Source organism: Bilophila sp. (assembly GCF_057864385.1).
In genome coordinates this window covers 27,089-45,943 of record NZ_DBMAFI010000001.1, presented here as the reverse complement: position 1 = coordinate 45,943, position 18,855 = coordinate 27,089, and the positions used below count along the sequence as shown (strand labels likewise).

Annotated in this window: 16 protein-coding genes; 9 read left to right on the top strand and 7 right to left on the bottom strand. The window is 62.0% G+C overall.

Features of this window, described 5'->3' with window-relative positions; genetic code table 11:
• The first annotated feature begins 2 nt into the window (after positions 1–2).
• On the top strand, positions 3–3,230 hold the full coding sequence (locus ACZM8Y_RS00175) for a UvrD-helicase domain-containing protein (RefSeq protein ID WP_482330266.1): 3,228 nt from the start codon (positions 3–5) through the stop codon (positions 3,228–3,230).
• 934 nt (positions 3,231–4,164) lie between these two features.
• On the opposite strand, the gene ACZM8Y_RS00170 is transcribed toward ACZM8Y_RS00175, so the two are convergent.
• The 6 genes from ACZM8Y_RS00170 to ACZM8Y_RS00145 all read right to left on the bottom strand — a co-directional run bounded on the left by ACZM8Y_RS00170 (position 4,165) and on the right by ACZM8Y_RS00145 (position 9,846).
• Positions 4,165–4,494 carry a CGGC domain-containing protein gene (locus ACZM8Y_RS00170; protein WP_479860071.1) on the bottom strand — a complete coding sequence of 110 codons (330 nt, stop codon included), beginning with the start codon at positions 4,492–4,494 and terminating at the stop codon, positions 4,165–4,167.
• Positions 4,495–5,047: 553 nt separating this feature from the next.
• Positions 5,048–5,788 (bottom strand): DUF3426 domain-containing protein, encoded by a 741-nt coding sequence (locus ACZM8Y_RS00165; protein WP_302552445.1) that lies wholly within the window; start codon positions 5,786–5,788, stop codon positions 5,048–5,050.
• 17 nt (positions 5,789–5,805) lie between these two features.
• Positions 5,806–6,336, bottom strand: a complete 531-nt coding sequence (gene hpt / locus ACZM8Y_RS00160; RefSeq protein ID WP_308770835.1) for a hypoxanthine phosphoribosyltransferase — start codon at positions 6,334–6,336, stop codon at positions 5,806–5,808.
• A gap of 39 nt (positions 6,337–6,375) precedes the next feature.
• Positions 6,376–6,834: an N-acetyltransferase gene (locus tag ACZM8Y_RS00155; RefSeq protein WP_302552447.1), complete on the bottom strand. Its 459-nt coding sequence runs from the start codon at positions 6,832–6,834 to the stop codon at positions 6,376–6,378.
• Between the two features lie 102 nt (positions 6,835–6,936).
• Positions 6,937–7,413, bottom strand: a complete 477-nt coding sequence (locus ACZM8Y_RS00150) for a TlpA family protein disulfide reductase (RefSeq protein ID WP_482333102.1) — start codon at positions 7,411–7,413, stop codon at positions 6,937–6,939.
• A 15-nt stretch (positions 7,414–7,428) separates the two neighbouring features.
• Entirely contained in the window at positions 7,429–9,846 is a 2,418-nt protein-coding gene (locus ACZM8Y_RS00145; RefSeq protein ID WP_302552449.1) for a homocysteine S-methyltransferase family protein, read from the bottom strand.
• Positions 9,847–10,153: 307 nt separating this feature from the next.
• Between ACZM8Y_RS00145 and ACZM8Y_RS00140 the strand changes: the two genes are divergently transcribed.
• From ACZM8Y_RS00140 to ACZM8Y_RS00120, 5 genes are all read left to right on the top strand, one after another.
• Entirely contained in the window at positions 10,154–11,359 is a 1,206-nt protein-coding gene (locus tag ACZM8Y_RS00140; RefSeq protein ID WP_302552450.1) for a sigma-70 family RNA polymerase sigma factor, read from the top strand.
• Between the two features lie 104 nt (positions 11,360–11,463).
• Positions 11,464–13,233, top strand: a complete 1,770-nt coding sequence (locus tag ACZM8Y_RS00135; RefSeq protein WP_482333106.1) for a tetratricopeptide repeat protein — start codon at positions 11,464–11,466, stop codon at positions 13,231–13,233.
• The gene (locus ACZM8Y_RS00130) at positions 13,230–14,036 is read left to right on the top strand and encodes a hypothetical protein (RefSeq protein ID WP_482333108.1); all 807 of its coding nucleotides are present in this window, start codon (positions 13,230–13,232) and stop codon (positions 14,034–14,036) included. The genes ACZM8Y_RS00135 and ACZM8Y_RS00130 overlap by 4 nt, the downstream gene beginning before the upstream one ends.
• Positions 14,036–14,359: a hypothetical protein gene (locus ACZM8Y_RS00125; RefSeq protein ID WP_482333110.1), complete on the top strand. Its 324-nt coding sequence runs from the start codon at positions 14,036–14,038 to the stop codon at positions 14,357–14,359. The genes ACZM8Y_RS00130 and ACZM8Y_RS00125 overlap by 1 nt, the downstream gene beginning before the upstream one ends.
• Before the next feature lie 64 nt (positions 14,360–14,423).
• Positions 14,424–14,591 carry a hypothetical protein gene (locus ACZM8Y_RS00120; RefSeq protein ID WP_487480113.1) on the top strand — a complete coding sequence of 56 codons (168 nt, stop codon included), beginning with the start codon at positions 14,424–14,426 and terminating at the stop codon, positions 14,589–14,591.
• 107 nt (positions 14,592–14,698) lie between these two features.
• Here the strand turns inward: ACZM8Y_RS00120 and ACZM8Y_RS00115 are convergent, their stop codons facing one another.
• Positions 14,699–15,019: a hypothetical protein gene (locus ACZM8Y_RS00115; RefSeq protein ID WP_482333115.1), complete on the bottom strand. Its 321-nt coding sequence runs from the start codon at positions 15,017–15,019 to the stop codon at positions 14,699–14,701.
• Between the two features lie 147 nt (positions 15,020–15,166).
• Between ACZM8Y_RS00115 and rpiB the strand changes: the two genes are divergently transcribed.
• The 3 genes from rpiB (at position 15,167) to ACZM8Y_RS00100 (ending at position 18,806) form a co-directional block, all read left to right on the top strand.
• A complete protein-coding gene (gene rpiB / locus ACZM8Y_RS00110; RefSeq protein WP_482333118.1) occupies positions 15,167–15,625 on the top strand; it encodes a ribose 5-phosphate isomerase B in 459 nt (152 codons plus the stop codon).
• A gap of 284 nt (positions 15,626–15,909) precedes the next feature.
• Positions 15,910–17,367 carry a cysteine--tRNA ligase gene (gene cysS, locus ACZM8Y_RS00105; RefSeq protein WP_482333120.1) on the top strand — a complete coding sequence of 486 codons (1,458 nt, stop codon included), beginning with the start codon at positions 15,910–15,912 and terminating at the stop codon, positions 17,365–17,367.
• Positions 17,352–18,806, top strand: a complete 1,455-nt coding sequence (locus tag ACZM8Y_RS00100; RefSeq protein ID WP_482333122.1) for a M48 family metallopeptidase — start codon at positions 17,352–17,354, stop codon at positions 18,804–18,806. The genes cysS and ACZM8Y_RS00100 overlap by 16 nt, the downstream gene beginning before the upstream one ends.
• Positions 18,807–18,855: the final 49 nt, after the last annotated feature.

Sequence of the window (18,855 nt, the reverse complement as noted above, 5' to 3'; positions counted from 1 at the left end):
GAATGAAATACTTTCGCGCAGATCTGCATGTCCATTCGCGCTTTTCCCGCGCCACCAGCGGCAGGCTCAATATCCGCAATCTTGCGGCATGGAGCATGATCAAAGGGCTCTCCGTCATGTCCACGGGCGACTTCACCCATCCGGCATGGAGGGACGAGCTGCGGCGTGACCTCGTCTATGACGACAACAGCGGCCTCTACCGCGTCCGCGAAAAGACGCCGCTGGAAACGGAAATCCCCGGCTTTTCTCGCCCGGACGGCGTCAGCGAGCCGCAATTCCTCATCCAAGCGGAAATCAGCTCCATCTACAAGAAAGGCGGTTCCGTACGCAAAGTACACAACGTCGTGATCATGCCCAGCCTGGAGAGTGCGGACAAGCTGTCCAACAAGCTCGCCGCCATCGGAAACATCACTTCCGACGGGCGGCCGATCCTTGGCCTCGATTGCGAGCATCTCCTTGAAATGGTGCTTGAAACCGACGAGCGCGGCGTGCTCATTCCCGCGCACATCTGGACGCCGTGGTTTTCGCTGTTTGGCTCCAAATCCGGCTTCGACGCGCTGGAAGACTGCTTCGGATCGCTCTCCTCACATATTTTCGCCTTGGAAACCGGCCTTTCCTCCGATCCTGACATGAACCGGCTCTGGTCTGCGCTCGACCGTTATGTGCTCGTGTCCAACTCCGACGCGCATTCCGGGGAGAACCTCGGCCGCGAAGCCAATCTCTTTGAAGGCACGCCTTCCTATGACGGCATATTCGACGCGCTGCGCCGGGCCGCACGGGGCGAGGAAGGCTCAGGCTGCACCTACCGGGGGACGGTGGAGTTCTTCCCTGAGGAAGGAAAGTACCACCTCGACGGGCACCGCGCCTGCAATGTTGTCCTTGAGCCGGAAGAATCCATGAAAATCGGCAACATCTGCCCGGTATGCGGCAAGCCGCTCACGGTCGGCGTGCTCCACCGGGTCATGGCGCTGGCCGACCGCAAGGCCCCGGTCATGCCCAAGCACGATCCGGGGTTCGTCTCGCTGTTCCCGCTCCCGGAAATGCTCGGCGAACTGCTTTCCGTCGGCCCCAAGAGCCGGAAAGTGCAGGAAAGGCAGTCCGAACTGGTTCGTTTGTTCGGTTCGGAAATGGACATCCTGCACACGGTGCCCGAATCGGATTTGCGGCAGCACTGGGACGCGCTCGGTGAGGCCGTGGCCCGTATGCGCCGGGGCGACGTCATCAAGGAGGCGGGCTTTGACGGCGAATACGGGGTCGTCAAAGTATTCTCGGAAGAAGAGCGCAAACAATTTGTGACGGGAAGGTATCGTTCTTCCTCTTTGCTGGATGCGCTGCCCGAAGCCAAAAAGCCGGGCAGGAAGCCCAAGGCCGCGCCTTCCAAGGAAGAAGCGCCGAAACAGGCGTCCCTGTTCGCGGCAATGACGCCCCCGCCGCCCCAAACGCCGCCCGATCCGAAGGCGTTCCCCTATTCCGAAGCGCAGCGGAAAGCCATCCAAGCCGGGCCAAACCCCGTGCTGGTGCTTGCTGGCCCCGGCTCCGGCAAAACCCGTACCCTCGTGGGCCGTGTCCAGCGCCTTCTCAAAGACGGCATCCCCGCGCAGCGCATCCTTGCTGTTACCTTTACCCGCCGCGCCGCCGCCGAGCTCCGGGAACGCCTTGAGCGCGCCCTTGGGGAAGGCGTCCCGCTGCCTCAGGCCGATACCCTGCACGCCCTGGCCTTATCCCATTGGGGTGCCGCAGAGGAGGCCCTGCCCGCCGTACTGCCCGAAGAAACGGCCCGGAGCGTGTTCGCCAGGGCCAACGCCCTGTCCGCCGCCGACGCCAGACACGTATGGGATGAGCTGTCCCTCGCCCGCGAACGCCTCAGCCCCCTGACAGCAGAGCAGTCCGCCCTGCTGGAGCGTTACCATGCCGCCAAGCGCGAACGGAACCTTGCGGACTATACGGATCTGCTGGAGCACTGGCTGGCCCGCCTGCAAGCCGAGCCGGAACGCCAGTGGAGCGACGTGCTGGTCGACGAAATACAAGACCTTTCGCCGTTGCAGGTCGCCCTTGTGCGGGCGCTGATGCCCGAAGGCGGCCATGGCTTCTTCGGCATCGGAGACCCCGATCAGGCCATTTACGGGTTCCGTGGGGCGCATCCCGATGTCCAGTCCGCCCTGCGTGAAGCGTGGCCTTCGCTGGAGAGCGTCACGCTCGCCGCGAGCCACCGTTCCGCCGCCGGAATCCTGACCTCGGCTTCGGCGCTGCTTGGGCCGTCCTCAGCCTGTGGAAAACTTATCCCCACCCGTGAAGCGGAAGCCTGCCTGCACTTGTTCAGCGCCCCGGACGCCCGCAAGGAAGCCGCATGGGTCGCGGATCAGGCTGCGCTTCTTCTTGGCGGAACCTCCCATACGCTGGAAGATTCCCGCCGCCGCGATGCCACGCTTGCCACGCCGTGCAGCCCCGGCGAGGTGGCCGTGCTTGTCCGCATGAAGGCGCTCATTCCGCCCCTGAAAACCGCTCTGGAGCGCCGGGGCGTCCCCTGTTCGGCACCGGAAACGGCCCCCTTCTGGGCCGATCCTTCCGCCGCCCTCATCCTTGAATTGGCGGGCCAGCGCTTCCAGCGCCCCTTTGCCGCGCCGGAAGGCCCCGGCAGCCTCGACGTGGATGTGCCGCAGTTGGGCGCGTCCCTGCCCGAACAGCTCTGGCAGGCAGGGCCGTCCGCGCTGGCCTCCCATCTGGACGCCGCCAAGCTCCTTGCCCCGCTGTTCACCGAATCTGCGGCCTACAACGCCCTGCTCCGGGCGTTCCGCGAGCAGGGCAAGACATGGGAAGGGCTGCTTGACTGGGTGTGCCTGCGGCAGGATTTGGATCTTGTGCGCGAGCAGGCGGAGCAGGTGCAGATCATGACCCTGCACGCCGCCAAGGGCCTTGAGTTCCGGGCCGTATTCCTGCCCGCCTTAGAAGAGGGCATCCTGCCTTTCCCCGGTGCGGATGCGCTGCTCCACGGCGATCCCGGCGCCGCCGTCGATCCGGACGCGCTCGCGGAAGAGCGGCGCTTGTTCTATGTCGGCCTGACCCGTGCGCAGGATGCTGTTTTCGTCAGCCATGCGGCGCAGCGCCGTCTCTACGGCAAAGTACTGGAACTGCCCCCTTCGCGTTTCCTCTCCGCGCTGCCCGAACTGTTCCGTCACACCCGGCTTGTCCGCCATGTGCAGACGAAAGCCACGCAGATGAAGCTGTTTTAGGGAATATTGGAGGGGGAAGGAGGGCCTTTCTGGAGAAAGCCCCTCCTTCCCCCTCCAAACCTCCCCCATCCTCCCCAAAGACTTTTGACCTTATCGAATCCCTTTCGCCAGTTGTGCCGGATAAAAAAACGCTCCATTGCCGGAGCGTCTTTTTTTGAGAAGGCTCTGCCATAGGAAGGCTCTGCCGTAGTATGTGGTTGTTTTATCTCCACAGCATGGTGAAAATACAGCCTTTTTCTCCAGTTTTTCTGCTAGGGCGCGTTCACACTATGCTGAATTTTTTTCCAATGACTGGAACAGATTGGAAGAAGCATTCGGCATCGCTCGAAAACGGAGATAACCATTTGTAAAAGATTATGTTCATTCCTTGTTTATGTGAACAGGCTCTAGGGCGTGTTCACGCTATGCTGAATTTTTCCCATGATTGAAGAGGGTTGAAGAAAAATGCAGCACTGCTCAAAAATGAGGATAACCATTTAAAAAATATGTTTATTCTCTGTTTGTGTGAACAGGCCCTAGGGTATGTCGTCAATCAGATATAATCTATTGAAATTATTTAACTATTTTTCAAGTCACAAAAAAATTATTTTTAATAAATTCAAATAATTATATATAAAATAAGGCTGTGTTTAAGTTTGTGGTTGATACAAGATTCCAACTGGAAAGGAAGAGTTCTTTGGAAATTATTCGGAGGTCTCGCAACAATTCTTCAAAACTGGATTTCATGTAATGAACAAAAAATGAGAGAGACCCACATCACCAGACGTGGAACGAGCTTTTATCTATTGATTTTTCATTGAAAAAATCATCAACCGTAAAATTGAACACAGCCTAAAATAATGACACACCCTAGCAAGAGGCTCTCCCTTTTGTCTGGAGGAGAGCCGGATGTCCGGGCTTGGCGGCGGCCCCTCCTGAGTGGTGCCTTTACGCCTTAGTGGGTATATTCGAGCAGCGGGATGTCGCCAATCTTCGCGCGGATAGCCTGCATCATCTGCTCACGGTTGGGACAGGGGAAGCCGATGGGCGTTCCTTTGCCGATGCAGGAGGCGAGTGCAACGGCCTCCGCCCCGCGCTCCACCAGCATCTTGGCGCGGGCTACGGCACGCTTGCCGGGACAGCCTCCGCAGCTCACGAAGCCGACGATCTGACATTCCCCGAACCCTTCGAAGCTTCCCTTGCCTTTGGCCGCCGTGACGAAATCCGTCGTGCCGGGGCATAAATCCTCAGTTTGCTGACAGCGAATAATGCCGACCTTTTTCATATTGATTCCTCCCATTTTCTTTACTGAAACACGTCTACCCATCCCGTCCGAAAAAGGGGGATGAAGGAAGGCCCTGCCATAGCATATGGCTGTTTCATCTCCACAGCACGGTGAAAATACAGCCTTTTTCTCCAGCTTTCCCCTTGGTGGAATCCAAGGCTGAGGCATTTTGTCGGTTAATCCTTTGAAACTTCAGGGAAAAAAGTATCAACCATTTTCTATGGCACAGCCTGAAAAAACAATACCGGCTTTAACCGGCCCACACAACGGCGGGAACAAAGGAAGACATGCATGCTTCCAATGAAGCATATATCCAATTATATGAAATTTAAAATGAATTTTTCAAAAACCATCGAAAAGGTGAACGTCCCGACAAAAGAGCGGGATTCCCATCCATGACGAGAATCCCGCTCCATAGAGTCTTTCCCCCGCTCCCCTGTGTCAGCACTCCCCCATTACAAAAGTCTTAGGAGGGAGAGGGGTGGGGTTTGGGGAGGGGAGAGGGACCCCTTCTCCAGAAGGGGGCCCTCTCCCCTCCCCAATCTTCATCCCCCTACTTCTTCTCTTTCTCAGGGGGAATGCGCGCGTCGATGACCTTGACGCCGAACTCGGCGGCGTTGTCCGGCGGGCTGTAAAAAACGACCATGAAGGGAACCTCTCCGCCGGGGAGGACATTGGTATTGGTCGCCATGATGTCGATCTTGTTGGCAAGGGCCTGCTCGATGTCCTGCTCGCCGAGAACCTGCAACTGGAACAGCGACAGGGACGTGCCCGCAAGCTGCTGTTTGGAAACCAGCGCGTTGCCCGCGGAATCGTACAGCGCCGCTTCGATGCGGATCAGCTCGCGCGGCTGGTTGAAGCCGTTCACGACCTTCCCTTCAACCACCGAAATGTTGCCGAGCTTTTCGTTGCTGATGTTGTACTGCCGCACGCCGCGCAGGGCGATGTTCTTGACCAGCTCCACCGGGTCCTGCTTCTTGGGCGGCGCGATCATCTCCTTCACGGTATCGAAGAGCGGCGTGTAGGTCCAAGCCCACCACGTGCCTCCGGCAACCGCGCAGAGGAGCAGCAGCGTCAGCACCCAGCCCCATGCCCCGCCCTTCTTCTTGGGCGGCATGGAAAGGGACGGGGAAGAAAGGCTCAAGTCCGGCTCCATACGGATTTCCGCGGGCTTCACGCCGTCGGAAAGCTGGAACACGTGCTTGCACACCGAACAGCGCAATTTGGCCCCAGGCGCGGCCTGCGTTTCGGGCAGATTGAATTTGGTACTGCAATTAGGGCATGTAACAATCATAGGGACTCCGCCATTCGTCATTCTTCTATTTCAGCCTCATAGATCGCCGGGAGTTCCCGATAACCCTCAGCGTAGTCCAGACCATACCCCACGACGAACCCGCTAGGCAAGGCAAACCCGACGAAGTGAGAAGTGACGGGAACCTCCCGCCGCTCGTTCTTGTCGAGCAGGACCGCAAGCCGCAGGCTCCGCGCGCCGCGCGCCTGAAACTGGCGGAACAGGAAATCCATGCTGTGCCCGGTGTCCACGATGTCCTCGACGATGAGCACATGCTTGCCCTCAAGCGGGATTTCCACATCCTTGGTGAACGTGATCGCCTTGGAACGCTGCGCCGCGCTGCCGTAGCTGGCGAGGCGCACGAAATCGATTTCCGGCTTGCAGGTGAGATGCCGGACGAGATCGGAAAAAAACAGGAACGCACCCTTGAGCACGCACACGACGACCAAAGGCTCATCTTTATAAAGCGCGCTGATCTCTTCGGCCATTTCCTTGACGCGCGTCTGGATGGCTTCTTCGCTGATCAGAGGCTTGAGATTCGTAATACGCATGAAGGCTCCTTCGGGGACGGCCACGTCCCGCAAGGCGGGTTAGATTTCCAGCAGGACAGCCGTTTCGTCGCAGTCCGGGAATTTGGGGCAATGCACACAGTCCACCCAGACCTTCTGGGGCAGCACTTCCTTTTCCACAACGGAAAAGCCGAGCGCATTGAAGAAAGGCAGTTGATAGGTCAGGGCAAACAGGCGATGGATGTCCAGCCCGCGGGCTTCGGCGACGCAGGCCTCCACGATCAGCCGCCCGCATCCCTTCCGGCGCGCATGGGCGGCCACGGCCAGCGAGCGCACTTCGGCCATGTTCTCCCAAATGATGGACAGGGCCCCGCAGCCGACGGTGGCCCCGTCGCCCTCCACAACGAAAAAGTCGCGCAGATGGCCGTACAAATCGGTCAGGGAACGCGGCAACAACAGGCCGTCGGCGGAACTCGTCATCAAAAGGGCGTGGATGGCCCGGATATCGCCCATACGGGCCTTGCGAACGCTCAGGTTCATCGACTTCCTCCCCCCGTGGGGCAGCCGCGGTTGATCCGGCCCTCCAAGCGGGCCGGGAAAACGGCGTCCGGGAAACGGCGGGTTCCCCGGACGCATGCCAAATCAGTTGAGAAGGCCGTTGAACGCTTCCTCAAGGTCTTCCTTGCCGACCATGCCGGGGCCTCCGGCGACCAACTTGCCGGCCTTGTCGTACAGCAGGTTGAACGGAATGGACGAGATCCCGAACAGGGCGGGAACGTCGGGCTCCGCGAGGTAAACCGGATAGTTGAAGCCCATAGCCTCGACGAATGATTCCAACTTCCCGCGATCGCTGTCAAGCGAAATGCCAACGATGGCCACCTTGTCGGCAGGGTAGGCTTTGCGTATGCTGAGCAGTTCGGGGATCTCCTCCCGGCAGGGCGGGCACCATGTGGCAAAGAAGTTGATGAAGACGAGCTTGCCCTTGTTGGCTTTCACGATATCGAGAACCCCCTCGCCGGAAATGCCGGGGACGGCATCGGCCTTCTGAGGGTCGGCGAACGCGGGCAGGGCCAGCACGAGGCAGGCCAGCAGGGCGATCAGGCAGGAAAGGCGGCGCATGGCTGTTCCTTTGGGTTACTGGTTCTTGCGGGCCGCGATGAGGCTCTTGGCGAGCCGCACGGCGTCCACGGCATCGGACGAATAGTTGGCCCCGATGCTTTCCGCGAATGCCGGGGTCACGACCGCGCCCCCGACCATCACGTCGACACCGAGGCCGCGCTGCTTCACGAGATCGACCGTGTCCCGCATACGGACCATCGTGGTGGTCATCAGCGCGGAAAGCCCGATGAGATCGGCCTTGTGCGCGACGGCGGCCTCGACGATGGCTTCGGCCTTCACGTCCTTGCCCAGATCCACGACCTTGAAGCCGTGGTTGCCGAGCATGAGGCTGACGATGTTCTTGCCGATGTCGTGGATATCGCCCTCAACGGTGGCGACGACGATGGTTTTCTGGGCCTCGGCATCGGCTTCGCGTTCCAACAGCGGCTTCAGGCGCGCGAAAGCCGTCTGCATGGTTTCGGCGGAGCGCAGGAGCTGGGGCAGGAAGTATTCGCGGCGCTCGTATTTCGAGCCCACTTCGGTGATCGCGGGGATGAGCCGCCCGCGCACGAGCTCAAAGGGATCGGCCCCGGCTTCCAGTTCCTTTTCCACAAGCCCGACCACGCTTTCGCGGTCGCCGAGGATCACGGCCTCCTCCACGGTCTGCGCCGCGGCGCGGGCGAACGCGGCGGCGTCCGCCGTCCCGCCGTTGCCCGGAGTCCATGTGGCGTAGCCGTTCACGAATGCGGCGGCATCCCGGTCATGGCCCATGAGCACGTCCCCGGCGGCCTTGGCTTCACGCAGGCGGCCGCTTGAGGGGTTGGCGATGCAGGAGCTGAGCCCCGCGCCCATCGCCATGCTGAGGAAGGTGGTGTTCACGAGTTCGCGGGCGGGCAGGCCGAAGGAAATGTTGGACAGGCCGATGGTGGTCGCAAGGCCGTGCGCGGCGCACCAGCGGATCGTCTCAAGGCCCTCGCGGGCCGCCTCCGCCTTGGAAGCCACGGCCAGCGCCAGCACGTCCACGAGCACGAGGCGGCGCGGGATGCCGAGCATGGCGGCCTTGTCGAGCATGTCCTCAATGATGGCGATGCGATCCGCCGCCTTCACCGGCAGCTTGCGGCCCTGAATGGGCAGCAGGATGAACGGCGCGCCCCACTGCCTGCACAGCGGGCCAAGATGTTCCATGCGGTCGGCTTCGCCGCTGATGGAGTTCACCAGCGGGGAACCGGGGCAGAACGGCAGGGCCGCGGCAATGGCCTCCGCGTGCGAGGAGTCGAGGGAAAGCGGTTCGGCGTATTTTCCGGTGAGGCGCTGGACAAGTTCGGGCAGGAGCAGCGCCTCGTCCACCATGGGCGCGCCCACGTTCACGTCGAGGATCGGCGCGCCGAGGGCCACCTGCTCGGAGGCGAACCGCATGGCGAGGCCGTATTCCCCGGCCTGCAATTCCGCTTGCAGATCTTTCTTGCCCGTGGGATTGATGCGTTCACCGATGATCTTGAACGGCTCGGCGGGGCTGATGCGCACCAGCCGGGTGCGGGTGGTCAGCACGATGCCGGAAGGCGTCACCGAGGGGGCGGGGCGGGGGCCGACGGCATCGACGGCCCGGCGCAGGGCCGCGATGTGATCCGGGGTCGTGCCGCAGCAGCCGCCCACGAGCCGCGCGCCCATGCCGACGAAGGCCGCCGTCTTTTCGGCAAAGGGTTCGGGCGGCAGGCGGAACACGGTCTTGCCGTCCACCAGTTCGGGCAGGCCCGCGTTGGGCTCGGCCAGCACCGGCACGGACGAACAGGCGAGGAAACGCTCCATGAGCGGGGCCATCTGTTCGGGCCCAAGGCCGCAGTTCAGGCCGAGCGCGTCCACGCCGAGGTTCTGCATGGTTTCGGCGAAAATTTCCGGGGTCGTCCCGGTAAGGCTCGTCCCCTGCTCGAAGGTCATGGAAACCATGATCGGCAGGTCGCTTTCGGCACGGATGGCGGCCACGGCGATGCGCACTTCCGCCAGATCGAACTGCGTTTCGATGAGGAACAGATCAACGCCGCCTTCCACAAGGCCGCGCGCCTGTTCGCGCAGGGCTTCGTAGAGCTCCAGCGGGTGCAGATCCCCAAGCGGGCGCACGAACTGCCCGCACGGCCCCATGTCGCCGGCGACGAAGGCTTCCCGGCCGGCGGCGTCCACGGCGGCGCGGGCGATCCGGGCCATCGTGCGGTTGAACGGCGTCACGTCGATGCCCGCCGGAAGCTTGAGGCGCGAACCGCCGAAGGTGCACGTCAGGATGATGTCCGCACCCGCGGCAAGGTAGTCGGCGTGGATCCCACGGAGCACGTCCGGCCGATCAAGGCAGAACTGTTCCGGGTGTTCCCCGGCGGGCAGGCCCCTTGCCTGCAACATGGTCCCCATGCCCCCGTCGAGCAGCAGGGTGCGCCCGGAAGCGAGTGCGCTACGAAAATCCGCCACGCGGTTCTCCTTTATGGTCTCCTGCCCCTTTCACAGGCGGGCAGGTCTTGAATGGCTCGTGAACAGGAGCCCGCACCAAACGGCACGGGCTCTCCCCTTGGGTTTCTGTCTACTGAAAATCGTTGAAAAGGACAAACCAAAACTATAGCATCTGATTGAGGAGCCGCCCCGTACGGGCCCTCCTCCACATGATTTTTTTCGTAACACCATGAGGCGCGTCCGCGCGGAGCGTCCCGCCCGGCGCCGGAGCCCGGACCACCGCCCTCAACTCTGATAAAGATTTATGGCAAAAGGACGTACAAATCATATGAGCCGTCGCATTTCCACCAAGGCCGCCAAGGGCGGCCAAACGACCGGGGAGCCCGCCGCCGACGCGATCGCGCCCCCGGCCCCTTCCGCAGTGGCGGCTGAAGAGCACCATACCGCTGTGGAGCCCGAAATCATCGAACCGGAGATCCTCCCCAAACAGGTTCCCGGAAAAACAGCCGCGCTCAAGGCCGTCAAGCCCGTGGACGCAGCCGACGCCGAGGACGACGAAGACATCGGCGACGAGCTGCCCGAAGACGACGTGACCGCGCTCGACCCCGACGCCGACATCCTGCCCGAAGGCGATACCCTGCCCGTGCCGTCGCAGCAGCACCTGCCTTCCCTGTCGTCCAGCAAGGACTCGCTGCACCTCTACCTGCGCGAAGTGAGCCGCTTCCCCATGCTCAAGCCGGATGAGGAATTTGATCTGGCCCGCCGCGTGCAGAAGACCGGCGACAGCGACGCGGCCTTCCGCCTGGTGTCCTCGCACCTGCGGCTGGTGGTCAAAATCGCCATGGACTTCCAGCGCCGCTGGATGCAGAACGTGCTCGACCTCATCCAGGAGGGCAACGTCGGCCTCATGCGGGCCGTCAACAAGTTCGACCCGGACAAGGGGATCAAGTTCTCCTATTACGCGGCGTTCTGGATCCGCGCCTACATCCTCAAGTTCATCATGGACAACTGGAGGATGGTCAAGATCGGCACGACGCAGGCCCAGCGCAAGCTGTTCTACAACCTGAACCGCGAACGCCAGAAGCTCATTGCCGAAGGCTTCGACCCCGACGCGGCGGTTCTCGCCGAGCGCCTCGGCGTGGGCGAGGATCAGATCGTGGAGATGCAGCAGCGGCTGGACGCCTCCGACATGTCCCTCGACGCCACCGTCGGCGACGATTCCGGCAGCGCCACGCGCATGGACTTCCTGCCCGCGCTCGGCCCCGGCATTGAGGAAAGCCTCGCGGGTATGGAAATCGCCAAATTGCTCCAAAGCAAGATCCGCGACATCCTGCCCTCGCTTTCCGAAAAGGAAGCCTATATCCTTGAGCACCGCCTCCTGACCGACGATCCGGTCACGCTGCGGGAAATCGGGGAACGCTACAACGTCACCCGCGAACGGGTGCGCCAGCTTGAGGCCCGCCTGCTCCAAAAGCTGAAGACCCATCTCTCCGCCGATATTCAGGACTTCTCCGAAGACTGGATCTCGCACTAAGAAGGGAAACGGCGTTTCGGATACGCAATCTCCGGTTGTTGTTCGTTCCCGTTTAGGGTATTCGTCATCCCCTGTTATCGTGTTTCAACCCCCAGAGTCTGCTCATGAGCTTCCGCATTCGCCTCACTCATCCCGCGGCCCCGTTTGCGGCTGCGCCATCCCACGCCCGCCGGGGAAGTTCCCGCTGCGGCGCGGGGCTTGTCCGCAATCTGCTGCGCGGGATGGCCTGCGCCGTGCTGGCCGTGCAGATGCTCACCGGGTGCGCCCGCAGCACGCCGCAGGAGCCCGTGCAATGGGATCTCTCGCCTGAGGCCCAGCGCACCTACGCGACCCTCCTGCTCGACCAGTCCATCCGCAATGACGACAAGGAAGGCGTCCTTGAGGCCGCAAAGCTCCTCCTGACGCTGGAAAACAGGCCGCAGCCCTTCATCGACGCGGCGGCCTGGCTCATGCTCAACCGGGAAACCAGCGAGGCCCGCAGCCTGCTCGAACAGGCCGTCAGGCGCGTGCCCGGCGATCTCGGCCTGCACCTCCTGCTTGCCGAGACGTGGCTTGAGCAGGGCGACAACGAGCAGGCCCTCAAGGTTTTGAAAGACTACCGCAGGCAGCGCCCGGACTCCGAGCTCGTGCAGCAGGAGCTCGGCATCCTCTACGTCAAAACCGGGCATTTCAAGGAAGCCGACAAGGTGTTCTCAGCCCTGCCGCAGCGCCTGCGGACGTCTTTCGTCCGGTATGCCCATGCGCAGGCCCTCGTGGGCCTCAAGCAGCCGCTCAGGGCCATCCGGCAGCTCCGGCTCGCCGTGCAGGAAAGCCCGGAGTTCGTTGACGCATGGTTCGAGCTGGCCCGCCTGCTGGAAGCGGACAAGCAGTACTCCGAGGCGAACGAAATCTATAACAGCCTCATCGAGCAGGACCCGGACAACCCGGACATCTGGATCAGGATGGTCGAAGGGCAGATCCGCTCCGGAAACGGGCAGAAAGCCTTGGACTACGCCCTGAACGGCCCCGCCACCTACGGCTACAAGCTCACGGCGGCGACGCTTTTTCTGGATGCGAGGATGTACCCGGAGGCGGAAGCCCTGCTCGACGGCCTCAAGGACGATCCCAACGCGCCGGACGAGGTGCATTTCTACCTCGCCGCCATCGCCTACGAATACCACAAGGACGTGCAGGAAACCCTGAACTACCTTGAATCCATTCCCCCGGAAAACCGTTTTTACGACCGGGCGCTGCGCCTGCGCATCCAACTGCTGCACGATCAGCAGCGTTACGAAGACGCCATGCAGCTCATCCTTCAGGGCCAGAGCCAGTTCCCCACGGAACGGGATTTCCGGCTCATGGAGATCCATCTGTACCTGTTGCAGGATCGCTATAAGGAAGCCTTGGCCGCGGCTACGGCGGCGCAGCAGATCTGGCCTTCGGACGACGAAATCGCCTATGTCTACGGCAGCGTGCTGGATTCCCTCGGCCGCAAGCACGAGGCCTTTGCCGTGATGGAATCCATCATCGCCCGCAATCCTGAGGACTATCAGGCCCTGAATTATGTGGGCTATTCGCTGGCCGAACAAGGCAAGGATCTGGATCGCGCGGTCTTGCTGCTCGAAGCGGCGCTCAAACAGGCCCCTGATCATGCGTACATTTTGGATTCCCTCGCATGGGCGCACTTCCGCCGGGGCGAAAACGCCGAGGCATGGGCGCTCGTCCGCCGGGCGACAAGCCTCCCCGACGGCGGCGATCCCACCATATGGGAACACTACGGCGACATCGCCAAGGCACAAGGCCTCAAAAACGAAGCGCGCACAGGATGGGAACGGGCCCTCGAATTGGATCACCCCAACCCTGAAACCATACGCAATAAGCTGAATTCACTATGAACATCCGCCTTTCCGTTCCTTTCCGCCTGATGCTCGCGGCCCTGTTCGCCCTGTCGCTTCAGGCCTGCGCCACGCGCGGCCCGGAGATCGGGGCGTCCGCGCCTTCGGACGCCTCCAGCGCCGCATGGCAAGCCTACCAAAGCTATGCTTCCGCCCGCGCCTCGGATCACGGGCCGTACCGTTTGGGCGGCAGCCTCCGCTACGGCTCGCAGGGCGACACCCGCCGGGTGGAAACCCTGCTCTGGAGCAACGGCTACCTGCCCATACGCCTCGACGTCATGGCCGGGATCGGCTCGCTGGTGGCCCGCATCCAGGAAACGCAGGACAGCTTTACGGCCTACGCCCCCAACGAAAACAAGGCCATCGTCCATAAGGGCCCGCAGCGGGTGCAGCTCAATTTCGGCAGGCCCGTGCCCTTCTCCCTGCGCGACTTCTCCTCGCTCATGCGCGGCCGTTTCCACGAAGTCTTCGGCGCGGCCGAGGGGCTCCATCCCCGCGCCCTGCCCAACGGGGACATCGCCTTTACGCTCTCCGGCGGCATCCTGCCGGGGATGTTGGAGCTGCGGCCCGACGGCCTGCCCGTCCGCTGGTCGGCTGAAAAGGGCTGGATCATGGATATTGCCTATGACGACGGCAACCCGCCCCTGCCCTACAAGTTTAAGCTGACGCATCCCGACGGCTATTCGGCCATCCTGCTGGTCAAGAACCGCCAGACGCCGGATGCGGCATTCCGGGACGACCAGCTTGCGCTGGAGCTTCCCGCGGGTACCATCATCGAACCCATCAAGAGGGGAGACAACTGATGGACGTCCAAACGTCTCTGAACCGTATCGAAGAACTCTTTCGGATCATGTATCTGGGCCTGTGGGTGCTGTGGGCCGAAGCGCGCTGGATCGCCGGGCCGGATATCGGCTACCAGCGCCGCCTGACGCTCATGCGCCGCCGTCAGGAGGCCATTCAGGGGGAACTGGCGCGCATGGCGACCCTCGCCGATCCCCGGCGCGCACAGCTTGCGGGCGACCTTGCCTTGCTTGAAGGCGACATCGCCCGTCTCGAAAAAGGCCGGGAAGCCCACCGCGCCGAGTACCTCGCCCCGCTCCGCGCCCGGTTCGGCTGGCTGCTTTAGGGCGATGGGCGGCCAACGGGCCCAGCGCCCTGAGGGGGAATTTTGAAAGGCCGTGTCATGGCATATGGTTATTTCATCTCCTCAGCGGGGAGGAAAAACAGCCTTTTTATCCAATGTTCCCATTGGCGGAACCAGAGCTGAGGCGTTTTATTGTTTGTTCCTTTGGAACTTCAAAAAAGGCTGTGTTATAAAAATGGCTGATGCTTTTTTCCTTGAAGTTCCAAAGGGATAACCGGAAAAATGCCTTGGCAGTGGAGCCCGCCAAGGGGAAAACCGAAGAAAAAGGCCGTATTTTCACCGCACTGTGGAGATGAAACAAGCACAAACCATAACAGAGCCTCAAAAAAAGCATCGACCGTTTCCCATGGCGCAGCCTTCCGAAAAAAGGTTCCCCTCCAAACCTTCCGGCGCGGATCCCATCCACCCCTTAGCCTTTCTCCATCGGATGGACGTTCCGGCGGGCATTTCCTTTTTTTCCGGGAAACGATACAGAGAAGCCGGTAATGGCGGGCAAGCACCCGCCGCACGCCTGTTGACACTTTGCCATGCACGCTTATGAAAAAGACAGGCATATCCTTTTTTGTGGCTCTGCCATAGGAAGCGGCTGATGCCTGATTTCTTGAAATTCAAAATGAATAACTCATAAAAGCCCCCAAGCATGGAGCCCACCGGCAGAAAAACGAAAAAAAGCTGTATTTTTCAACATGCTGTAGGAATAAAACAACCATATACCATGGCACAGCCTTTTTTACTGGAACCGTCCCCAGCGGGGGAGCTTTTTTCACATCAAAAAAAGACAGGAAAACGATGGCTACCGTCTATATCGGATCCGATCACGCCGGACTGGAACTCAAGGCCGCGCTGGTAAAGCGCCTTTCCGAAAAAGGGCATGACGTCCACGACCTCGGCCCCGCCACTGCGGAAAGCTGCGACTATCCCGTCTATGCCAAGGGCGTATGCGGCAAAGTCCTCGCCGACGCGGGCAACGCCGCGCCCGGCGACGATCCGGCTTCCTTCGGAATCCTCGTATGCGGCACGGGCATCGGCATGAGCATGGCCGCCAACCACATCCCCGGCATCCGCGCGGCGCTGTGCGGCTGTGAATTTCAGGCCCGCGCCACCCGCCAGCACAACAACGCCAACGTGCTGTGCCTCGGCGAGCGCGTAACCGGGCAGGGTGTGGCCCTCGACATCGCGGAGCTGTTCCTGAACACCGCTTTTGAAGGCGGCCGCCACCTCCGCCGCATCAACCAGATCGAAGGATAAGGGCCGGGCCCGTCCCTAAAACGGTTCTCGGCCGCGGACGGCCTCCCCAATACGCCCGCCCCATACGGCAGGCGGCGGATTTCTGTTTGCTTCCGGGCCCGCACGTAACGGCACGCGAAGGCCAAGCAAGGGCCTGCCGACGGCGTCAGCTTCCGGGTCCGTGCGTAAAGGGATTCCCGCCGTGCGCCTCCCCATCAGCCAAAGTTTTTGCGGGTGGGGCCGGGAAAGGTGCTTTTTGCCGAAAGCGCCCCGGTTCCTCCTTCCCCGCGCCTAAAGGAGCCCCCATGCAGTTCTACAATACCATGTCCCGAAAAAAGGAAACCTTCACGCCCATCCGCAAGGGGCTGGTGGGCGTCTACGCCTGCGGCATCACGGCCTACGCGCTGTCGCACATCGGGCATGCCCGTTCCGCGGTGGCGTTCGACATCCTCGTGCGCCTGCTCCGCTATAAAGGCTATGAAGTCACCTTCGTCCGCAACTTTACCGACGTGGACGACAAGATCATCAAGCGCGCCAACGACGAAGGCGTTTCCAGCACCGAAATCGCGGAAACCTACATCAAGGCCTACCATGAAGACATGGACCGCCTCAACGTGATCCGCGCCGACATCGAGCCCAAGGCCACGGAGCACATTCAGGAAATGCTCAGCCTCACCGAGCGCCTCATCGCCGACGGCAAAGCCTACGCCACGCCTTCCGGCGACGTGTATTTCCGCGTGCGCTCCTTCCCCGGCTACGGCAAGCTGTCGGGCCGCACGCCCGACGACCTGCGTTCCGGCGCGCGCGTCGTGCCCGGCGACGAAAAGGAAGATCCGCTGGACTTCGCCCTTTGGAAAAGCGCCAAGCCCGGAGAACCCTACTGGGAAAGCCCGTGGGGCAAGGGACGCCCCGGCTGGCACATCGAATGCTCGGCCATGAGCGAGAAGTACATCCCCCTGCCGCTGGACATCCACGGCGGCGGGCTTGACCTCATCTTCCCCCACCACGAGAACGAAATCGCCCAGACCGAGGCCGCGCTCGGCAAGCCCCTCGCCAACATCTGGATGCACAACGGCTTCGTGCAGGTCGATTCCGAAAAGATGTCCAAGTCGCTCGGCAACTTCAAGACCATCCGCGACATCCTCGAAACCTACCTTGCCGAAACCCTGCGCTACTTCCTCGCCGGGAAGCACTACCGCAGCCCCATCGACTTCTCGCTCGACAACATGGACGAGAGCGAACGCAGCCAGAAGCGCGTCTACGAATGCCTGCGCGAAGTGGACAAGGCGCTGGCCCGCGAAAACTGGAAGCCCGGCGCGGCTCCCGCCGAGCTTGTGGAAGAGTTGAAACAGCAGGATCAGGCCTTCATGGACGCGCTGGAAGACGACGTGAACACCGCCGCCGCCATGGGGCACCTCTTCAACATGATCCGCATCGCCGGGCGCGTGCTCGAAGACAAGAAGCTCCGCAACAACGAGGGAGGCCGCGACATCCTCAAGGCATTCCGTGACGCCACCGCGAAATGGGATACCCTGCTCGGCCTGTTCGCGCAAAAGCCGGAAGACTTCCTCGCCTCCCTGCGTGAAATCCGCGCCCGCCGCAAGGGATTGGACATGAACAAGGTGGTCGAACTCCTCCGCGAACGGCAGGAAGCCCGCGCCGCCAAGGACTTCGCCCGTTCCGACGCGGCCCGCGACGAGCTCGCGGCCCTCGGCGTGGAAGTCCGGGACACCCCCGAAGGCCCTGTATGGGATATCATCTGAACGCACGCTACGGTGCGGCCGGGAACGCCCCCGGCCGCCTCTGGCGCGGCCTCGTCGCCGTGATCCTTTCATTCGCCCTGTTTTTTCAGGGTGCGATCCCGGCGCAGGCCGCGCTTTTCGGCAGTTTCGGCGTCAAGGACGAAAAGGAGCTCGGACGCAAGTTCGACGTGCTCGTCCGCTCCCGCATGCCGCTTGTGGAAGACCCTGAAATCAAGGGCTACATCCAGTCCATCGTAGACCGCCTCTCCAAGGCCTTCCCTCCGCAGCCCTTCCCCTTCACCGCCAACGTGCTGCTGCACAACAGCATGAACGCCTTCGCCGTGCCGGGCGGTTCCGTCTTCGTCCACACCGGGCTCATCATGCAGCTTGACCATGAATCCGAACTCGCGGGCGTGCTCAGCCACGAGCTGGCCCACGTCACCCAGCGCCACATCGCCACCCGTATGGAACGGGCGCAGGCCGTCACCATCGGCAGCCTCGTCGGTGCGCTGGCGGCGGCCCTCCTCGGCGGCGGACAAGGCAGCGGGGCCATCTTCGCGGGCAGCGTAGCCGCAGGGCAGGCCGCCATGCTCAACTACAGCCGCATGGACGAAACCGAAGCCGACCAGATCGGCCTGCAATACCTCACCTCGGCGGGGTACCGCCCGCAGGGGCTGAAAGGCGCGTTTGAGAAAATCCGCCGCAAGCAATGGACGTCGGGCATCGACATCCCCGAATACCTGTCCACCCACCCCGACGTAGGGGGCCGCATCAACGAAATCCACGCCCGCATCCAGGGGCTTTCCGCCGCCGTGCGCAACCGCAAGGAAGACGACGCGCGCTTCAACCGCGTCAAGACGCTGATCTGGGCCCGTTACGGCGATCCCGACGCGGCGGCCCGGTTCTTTGCCAAGCAGCTTGAAAGCAAAAAGCCCGACTGCCTCGCCTACATGGGGCAAGGCATCCTCGCCGAGCGCCGCAACCAGATCAAAGATGCTGACGCGGCCTTTTCCAAGGCGCTCTCCTGCGCGCCCAACGACGCCCTCGTAGCGCGCGAGGCCGGGCGGTTCTATTACAACAAGGGCGACGCGCGGGCCGGGAAAACGCTGCTCCGGGCGCTGGGGCTGGACCCCAACGACATCATGGCCCAGTTCTTCTACGCCCGGCTGCTGGACGGCAGCGGCGACAAGGCTTCCGCCCACAAGTATTACCGGCAAGTGCTCCGCAGGCTCCCGCAAGACGCGGAAGTGCATTATTATTACGGGCGTTCTCTCGGCGAGGCCGGGAAGGTGTTCGACGCCTACCTGCATCTCGCCTACAGCGCCCTGTATCAGAACGACAAGCGCAAGACCGAGAGCTGGCTCAAGCAGGCCCGCCCCCTTGCCCGCACGCCCGCCGAGCAGGATCAGCTCAAGCGCTTTGAAGCCGCCTATGCCGAACGGCAAGAGGTGTGGAAGTAGTAAGATGCTTGGGGAGGGGGAGGGGAACCCTTCTGGAGAAGGGTTCCCC